The organism is Actinacidiphila polyblastidii (assembly GCF_036353415.1).
GTDB classification, from domain to species: Bacteria; Actinomycetota; Actinomycetes; order Streptomycetales; family Streptomycetaceae; genus Actinacidiphila; species Actinacidiphila polyblastidii.
The window spans coordinates 1-7,113 of sequence record NZ_JAZEWV010000065.1 but is presented as its reverse complement, the minus strand read 5'-3'; the positions used below and the strand labels follow the sequence as shown (position 1 = coordinate 7,113).

General features: G+C 71.0%; 6 protein-coding genes. All 6 read right to left on the bottom strand.

Annotation, left to right across the window (positions count from 1 at the left end):
• Positions 1 to 1,082, bottom strand: a 1,082-nt coding sequence (locus V2S66_RS34145; protein WP_330800967.1) for a 1-deoxy-D-xylulose-5-phosphate synthase N-terminal domain-containing protein, incomplete at its 3' end; no start/stop codon positions are given.
• 158 nt (positions 1,083 to 1,240) lie between these two features.
• On the bottom strand, positions 1,241 to 2,269 hold the full coding sequence (hpnH, locus tag V2S66_RS34140; RefSeq protein ID WP_330800965.1) for an adenosyl-hopene transferase HpnH: 1,029 nt from the start codon (positions 2,267 to 2,269) through the stop codon (positions 1,241 to 1,243).
• Between the two features lie 5 nt (positions 2,270 to 2,274).
• Complete coding sequence (locus tag V2S66_RS34135) at positions 2,275 to 2,889, bottom strand: phosphorylase family protein (protein WP_330800963.1); 615 nt, start codon at positions 2,887 to 2,889, stop codon at positions 2,275 to 2,277.
• Between the two features lie 3 nt (positions 2,890 to 2,892).
• Positions 2,893 to 4,914 carry a squalene--hopene cyclase gene (gene shc, locus V2S66_RS34130; protein WP_330800961.1) on the bottom strand — a complete coding sequence of 674 codons (2,022 nt, stop codon included), beginning with the start codon at positions 4,912 to 4,914 and terminating at the stop codon, positions 2,893 to 2,895.
• Positions 4,915 to 5,010: 96 nt separating this feature from the next.
• Positions 5,011 to 6,081 carry a polyprenyl synthetase family protein gene (locus tag V2S66_RS34125; protein ID WP_330800959.1) on the bottom strand — a complete coding sequence of 357 codons (1,071 nt, stop codon included), beginning with the start codon at positions 6,079 to 6,081 and terminating at the stop codon, positions 5,011 to 5,013.
• A partial coding sequence (gene hpnE, locus V2S66_RS34120) for a hydroxysqualene dehydroxylase HpnE (protein WP_330800957.1) occupies positions 6,078 to 7,113 on the bottom strand: 1,036 nt, incomplete at its 5' end. The genes hpnE and V2S66_RS34125, both read right to left, overlap by 4 nt.

Sequence of the window (7,113 nt, the reverse complement as noted above, 5' to 3'; positions counted from 1 at the left end):
AAGACCCGCTCGGGGTGCGCCTTGGCGAAGGCGTCGAGACCGACCGGCTGGAGCATCGCGGCGGTGATCGCGACGACGTCGGGGCGCTCCTCGCCGATCCGCACCATCTCCTGGCCGAAGACCGAGGTCCACGACGGTCCGGCGGCGGGCGCGAGCGGCGCGCAGGTCAGCGGGTCCATCGCGCCGACGGTGTGGAAGCGGTCCGCCTCGTCCTGCTCGGCGGCCGGGTAGCCGCGGCCCTTCTCGGTGATGCAGTGCACCAGCACCGGGCCGTGGAAGCGGCGGGCGCGGCGCAGCGCGGACTCCATGGCGGCGATGTCGTGGCCGTCGATCGGACCGAGGTATTTCAGCCCCAGGTCCTCGAACATGCCCTGCGGCGCGAAGGCGTCCTTGAACCCCTTCTTGGCGCCGTGCAGCGACTCGTACAGCGGCCGGCCGACCACCGGGGTCTGCTGGAGCAGCTGCTTGCCCCAGGACAGGAACCGCTCGTAGCCGTCGGTGGTGCGCAGCGTCGCCAGGTGGTTGGCGAGGCCGCCGATGGTGGGCGCGTAGGAGCGTTCGTTGTCGTTGACCACGATGACCAGCGGGCGGTCCTTGGCGGCGGCGATGTTGTTCAGCGCCTCCCAGGCCATGCCGCCGGTCAGCGCGCCGTCACCGATGACCGCGACCACCCGGTCGCTGCAGTGCCGCACCTCGTTCGCCTTGGCCAGGCCGTCGGCCCAGCCCAGCACGGTGGAGGCGTGGCTGTTCTCGATCACGTCGTGCTCGGACTCCGCGCGCGAGGGGTAGCCGGACAGCCCGCCCTTGCTGCGCAGCTTGGAGAAGTCCTGGCGGCCGGTGAGGAGTTTGTGCACGTAGGACTGGTGACCGGTGTCCCACAGGACCTTGTCCGCGGGCGAGTCGAAGACGCGGTGCAGCGCGATGGTCAGCTCCACCACGCCCAGGTTGGGTCCCAGGTGGCCGCCGGTCCTGGCCACCGCCTGCACGAGGAAGTGGCGGATGTCCGCGGCCAGTTCGTCGAGCCGGCCCTCGGGCAGCGCCTTCAGGTCGCGCGGGCTTCTGATGTTCTCCAGCATCGACATGTGCAGACCTCGTTCCCCCTGCCGGGATGGATACGGTGCGGCGGTCGCCTGTGCCCGGCCGCCGCCGGTAAGCGCGCGAGCCACCGGCCCGGCCCGCGGGGGCCGTGGCCGGTGACTCGTACACGCCGGGCGTGCGCTGAAAGGGCTTCAGCGCGGGGTCACTTCACGCGGTTGGACGCGACGGTCTCCTTGGCGGCGCGGATGGACTCCTTCAGGGACCCCATCGTGGCCAGCACGGCGGTGGGCTCGTAGCCGCAGTGCGCCATGCAGTTGTCGCAGCGGGCGTCCTTGCCGCGGCCGTACTTGTCCCAGTCGGTGTCGTCGATGAGCTGCTGGTACGTGGGCACGTAGCCGTCGCTCATCAGGTAGCAGGGCCGCTGCCAGCCGAACAGGGAGTAGTTGGGGATCGCCCAGGCGGTGCAGGGGAAGTCCGCCTTGCCCTCGAGGAAGTCCAGGAAGAGCGGGCTGTGGTTCAGGCGCCACCGCTTGCGGTTGCCGTCGCCGAACGCCTTCCTGAACAGCTCGCGGGTCTGCTCCACGCCCAGGAAGTGGTCCTGGTCCGGCGCCTTCTCGTAGGCGTAGGCGGGCGACAGCATCATCTCGTCGACCTGCAGCTCGTCGTTGAGGTAGTCGAGCACCTCGATGATCGTCTGCGGGGTGTCGGTGTTGAAGAAGGTGGAATTGGTGGTGACCCGGAATCCGCGCCGCTTGGCCTCCTTGATCGCCTCCACGGCCTCGTCGAAGGTGCCTTCCTTCGCGACGGACTCGTCGTGCCGCTCGCGCATGCCGTCGATATGCACCGTGAATGCGAAGTACGGCGAGGGAGTGAACTTGTCCATCTTCTTACGCATGAGCAGAGCATTGGTGCACAGGAATACGTACTTCTTGCGTGCCACGAGCTGACGCACGATCTCATCGATCTGGGGGTGCATGAGCGGCTCGCCGCCCGCGATGGAGACCATCGGCGCACCCGATTCCAGCACCGCGCCGACGGCCTGTGCCACCGGCATACGCTGCTTCAGCACCCCGGCCGGGTGCTGGATCTTCCCGCAGCCCTCGCAGGCGAGGTTGCAGGCGAAGAGTGGTTCGAGTTCGACGATCAGCGGGAACTTTTCGCGTCGCCTGACCATTTTCTGTTCGAAGAGGTACGACGCGACACGGATGGTCTGACGGAGCGGCATGGCCATCTAGCTCACCTCCAGGGGAGCGCGGTAGTGCGGTGCCATTCGAGGAAGGCGGGAACAAGATCTCTCAGCACCCGGAATGCGATGATCCCGGTGCGCAGCGTTCCGACCCGCACGAGTTCGTACTCGGGCGTGTCGACGACGACCCGCGCGGCCGCGACGCATTGTGCGCCCTCGGCGAGCGCGGCGCGCCGCATCGCGGCCGATTCCATGTCGACGGCGATGGCACCGGTCGCCGCGAGCGCGGCGCGCTCGGCGCCCCGCACGACATGGTCGGATTCCGCCAGGGTGCCGGTGTGCACGGTGTGGCCCCTGTCGGTGAGGGTGGCCTTGAGCGCGGCCACCAGCACCGCGCTCTCGTGTCCGTCGTCGGCGACGACGACGTCACCCGGCCGCATGCCCGGGGCGAGCCCCGCGCAGAAGCCGGTGGTCAGTACGGCTGCGTCGGGCAGCCCCTTGTCGTGCAGGGCCGCCGCGACAGCCCGGTGGGCGGCCTTGGGCCCCATGCCGGTACGGAGCACGGTGACCGTGTCCGCGGCGGCCCTGGCCACGCCCCTGCGCAGGGCGAACTTCTCGATGCGCAGGGCGCACACCACGAGCAGCGGTGGTCGGGAGTGCCCCACGAACTAGGCCCCCTTTCCCGTGCCGGAGGCGAGTGCGGGCATGTGGGTGGTCCCGAAGGGCTCGTCGCGCACGTAGCGGCCGAGGGCGGTGAGCGGGAAGACCATGCGGTACAGGTGGTAGTTGATGGAGAAGTCCCGGGGGAAGCCGGTCCCGGTGAAGTACGGCTCGTCCCAGGAGCCGTCCTCCAGCTGCGTCTCGGTGAGCCAGCGCACCCCGCGCGCGACCGCGTCGTGGTTCCTCTCCCCCGCCGACAGCAGCGCGAGCAGCGCCCACGCGGTCTGCGAGGCGGTGGAGTGGCCGCGCCCGACCCACTCCTGGTCGGAGTAGGAGCGCAGGTCCTCGCCCCAGCCGCCGTCCGCGTTCTGCACCGAGCCCAGCCACTCGACGGCCCGGCGGATCGCCGGGTGCGTGGCGGGCAGTCCCGCGGCGGTCAGCGCCGGCACGGCGGAACCGGTGCCGTAGATGTAGTTGACCCCCCAGCGGCCGAACCAGGCGCCGTTGTCCTCCTGCTCGGCCAGCAGCCAGTCGATGCCCCGCCGGGTGTGCGGGTCCTTCTCCAGCCCGAGGGCCGCCATCATCTCCACGACGTGCGCGGTGACGTCGGCCGACGGGGGGTCGATGACCTCGCCGAAGTCGCAGAAGGGCAGCCGGTTCGGGTAGGGACTGGTGTTGTCGGCGTCGAAGGCGCCCCAGGCGCCGTTCCTCGACTGCATGCCGACGTTCCAGCGCACCGCCTTGTCGATGGCGGAGTCGACGCGCGCCGGGTCGGGGTGGGCCACCCGGCGCAGCGCGAGCACCACTTCCGCGGTGTCGTCGATGTCCGGGTAGTTGTCGTTGTGGAACTCGAAGGCCCAGCCGCCCGGGGCGAGCTGCGGGCGCTGCACCGACCAGTCACCCGGGCGGGTGATCTGCTCGCCGAGCATCCAGTCGGCCGCCTTGACCAGCGCCGGGTGGTCGGCCGGCACGCCGGCGTCGGCGAGCGCGATGGTGGCGAGACAGGTGTCCCACACCGGCGACTGGCACGCCTCGATCATCCGCATGCCGTCCCCGGGCCATACGGCGAAACGATCCAGCGACTCCAGCCCGGCCTTCACCACCGGGTGGTCCAGGTCGTATCCGAGCAGGTGCAGGGCGATCACCGAGTAGACGGCCGGCGGCTGGATGCCGCCCCAGCAGCCGTCGGCCTCCTGGCGCTCGATGATCCAGCGGGCGCAGGCGTTCATCGCGCTGCGCCGCACCATGCGCGGGCTGAGCCGGCGGTAGACGTGCAGCACCTGGTCCAGCCGCTGGAAGACGCCGTCCCAGCTGACCAGCGGTGCCTTGCGCTGGCGCGGGTTGGGGTTGGCGGGATCGATGTGCAGCTCGTCGATGCCGAAGGGCGCGGGCCGCACCGGCCGGTGGGCGCCGACGACGGTGAGCGGCACGATGGTCTGCCGGGCCCAGCAGCCGAAGGAGTAGATGTTCAGCGGCATCCACTTGGGCAGGTAGATGACCTCCGGCGGCAGCTCCGGCAGGTCGTCCCAGCTCCACCAGCCGAACAGGGCCAGCCAGATGCGGGTGAAGACCCGCGCGGAGGCGACTCCCCCCTCGCCGCGCGACCACTTGGCGGCGAGCTGCATATGGGCCTCGTCCGGCGCGTCGCCGGCCAGCCGCAGCGCGACGTACGCCTCGACCGTCGCCGAGAGGTCGCCGGGGCCGCCGTGGAAGGTGGGCCAGGCTCCGTCCTCGCGCTGCTGCGACCTGATCCAGCGGGCGGAGGCCGCGGTGACGGCGGCGTCGCCGATGCCGAGGAACTGACGGAGCATCAGATCCTCGGCGTCCATGGTCACATTGGTCTCGAGGTCGCCCTTCCACCATCCGTCGGAGTGCTGCCGTGCCAGAAGGTGGTCTGCGGCGCGCTGCACGGCACGCTGCGCCGCCGCCTCGGGTCCGCCGGATGGAACGGGATCCGGCGCCGAGGCGCTACTGGCCGAAGGTGTCCGCTGGGTTGGCGACCCTGGACTGCCATCGGTCGTCGCTGTCATGGCTTCCCCTTTGCAGTTGAGACTTCTGCGGTGTTGGGGGCGGCCGTCGGCCGTCACATGAGAGGGACCGGCGACGTCTAGCGCTCCACATTGGGCCTACTTTTCGCGAACCACCACAAAATCCGCCAGACCTACGAGCTTACGTTGAATTTCTTCCGGCATGTCCACTTTGTCCAGCGCGGCGATCGCGGTCGCGTACTGCCTGCGGGCTTCCTGCGAAGTCCACTCACGGCCACCGGCTTCTTCGATCAACGCCGCGCGCATGGCGAACTCTTCCTCGCTGAACGCATCGTTTTCAGGATTCTTCGCGTCCGCCGCCAGCAGTTCACCCAGGCGCTCCGACGCGGGCCCGCCGGCCGCCAGCGCGGCGACCACCGGCAGCGACTTCTTGCGCTGCCGCAGGTCACTCCACGTCTGCTTCCCGGTGGTGGCCGGGTCGCCCCAGATGCCCAGCAGGTCGTCGATCGCCTGGAAGGACAGCCCGAGGTGGTAGCCGTACTCCTCCAGCGCGTCGGCGTCCGCCTCGGAGGCCCCGCCGAGCACCGCGCCGATGGAGCACGCACAGGCCAGCAGCGCCCCCGTCTTGTTGCCCTCCATCTCCAGGCACTCCCGCACGGTGACCCGTTCGCGGTGCTCGAAGGAGATGTCCTGGGCCTGACCGTCGATCAGCTTGCGGGTGGCCGTGGTCAGCCGGCGGGTGGCCCGCCCGGCGTCGGCGGTGCCCTGCTCCAGCAGCACCTCGTTCGCGAGCGCGAAGAGCGCGTCGCCCACCAGGATCGCCTGGGCCGGGCCGTGCACCTTCCACACCGTGTCCCGGTGCCGCCGCTGCTCGTCGCCGTCCATCAGGTCGTCGTGCAGCAGCGAGAAGTTGTGCACCAGCTCCACCGCGACCGCGCCGGGCACGCCGGTCTCCGCGGGGGCGCCCGCGGCCTGCGCCGACAGCAGGGCCAGCGCGGGGCGTACGGCCTTGCCGCCGTCGCCCTCCGCGGGCCGGCCGGTCTGGTCGATCCAGCCGAAGTGGTAGGCGGCCACGGTGTCCATCGGGGGGGCGAGGCGTGCCACGGCCGCGCGGAGCACCGGTGTGGTCAGGATGCGGCCGTTCTCCAGCAGCGCGATGACGCTGTCAGCGGTCACGTTCTCTCCTCTTGTTGCACCAATTGCACTCATGCCGACTCCAGGACGCCGTTGTCGAATGGCAGCCCGAGGGCGGACAAAGCTTCTCGGGAGGCATGCAGGCCGCTGCGCACCGCGCTCTCCATGGTCGCGGGCCAGCCGGTGGCGGTCCATGCCCCGGCGAGGAACAGGCCCGGCGCGTCGGTACGCGGTCCGGGCCGCAGCGCGGCGACGCCCGGGGTGGGCGCGAAGGTCGCGGTGCGCTCGCGGGTGACGAAGAAGTCGCGGACCTCCGCGCCCTTCGCCGCGGGCAGCACCCGCCGCAGTTCCGGCAGGTAGCGGTCGCGCAGTTCGGCCACGGGAAGGTCGATCTCGTCCTGGACCGCGGACTGCGACACGGCCACGTACTGGCCGCCGCCGCTGAGTCCTGAGCTCTTGGTGCGGTCGAAGACCCACTGGACAGGGCTGCCGAGCGCCGCGAGGAACGGCTGCTCGAGCACCTGTCTGTCGTAGATCACATGGACATTGAGGATCGGCGCGGTGCCGATGCGCAACAGCTTTTCCGGATCCGCCAGCGCGCCGTCGGGGAGCAGGGCGTGCGTCTCGCGCTGAGGGACGGCCAGCACCACGGTGTCCGCGGCGAGTTGCTCGCGGCGGCCGGGGCCGGTCTCGACGTCGACGAGCCAGCCGCCGCCCTCCGCACGGGAGATCGCGGCGGCGCGGCCGCGCAGCACGGTGCGCACCCCGGCGGCGTCCAGCGCGGTGCGCGCGCGGCCGTCGTGCAGGTCGCCGAGCGGGGCGTTTGCCCAGCCGATGTCGGCGGCGCCGGGTTCGGACAGCAGGCCGGTCTTGAAGACCTTGGCGGCCAGGCCCAGCGAGGCGTCGCCCGCGGTGGCGTTGAGGGTGGCCACGCCGACCAGGTCCCACAGCGCCTCGATGGTGCGGGCGGACTGGCCGCGGCTGCTCAGCCAGCTGCCGAAGTCCTCGCGGTCCAGGGCCGGATCGTCCAGGTCCAGGCCGCGCAGTGCGAGGGCGGCGCGGCCGACCGAGGCGCGCTCGCGCAGCGACAGGTGCGGGTAGCGGGCC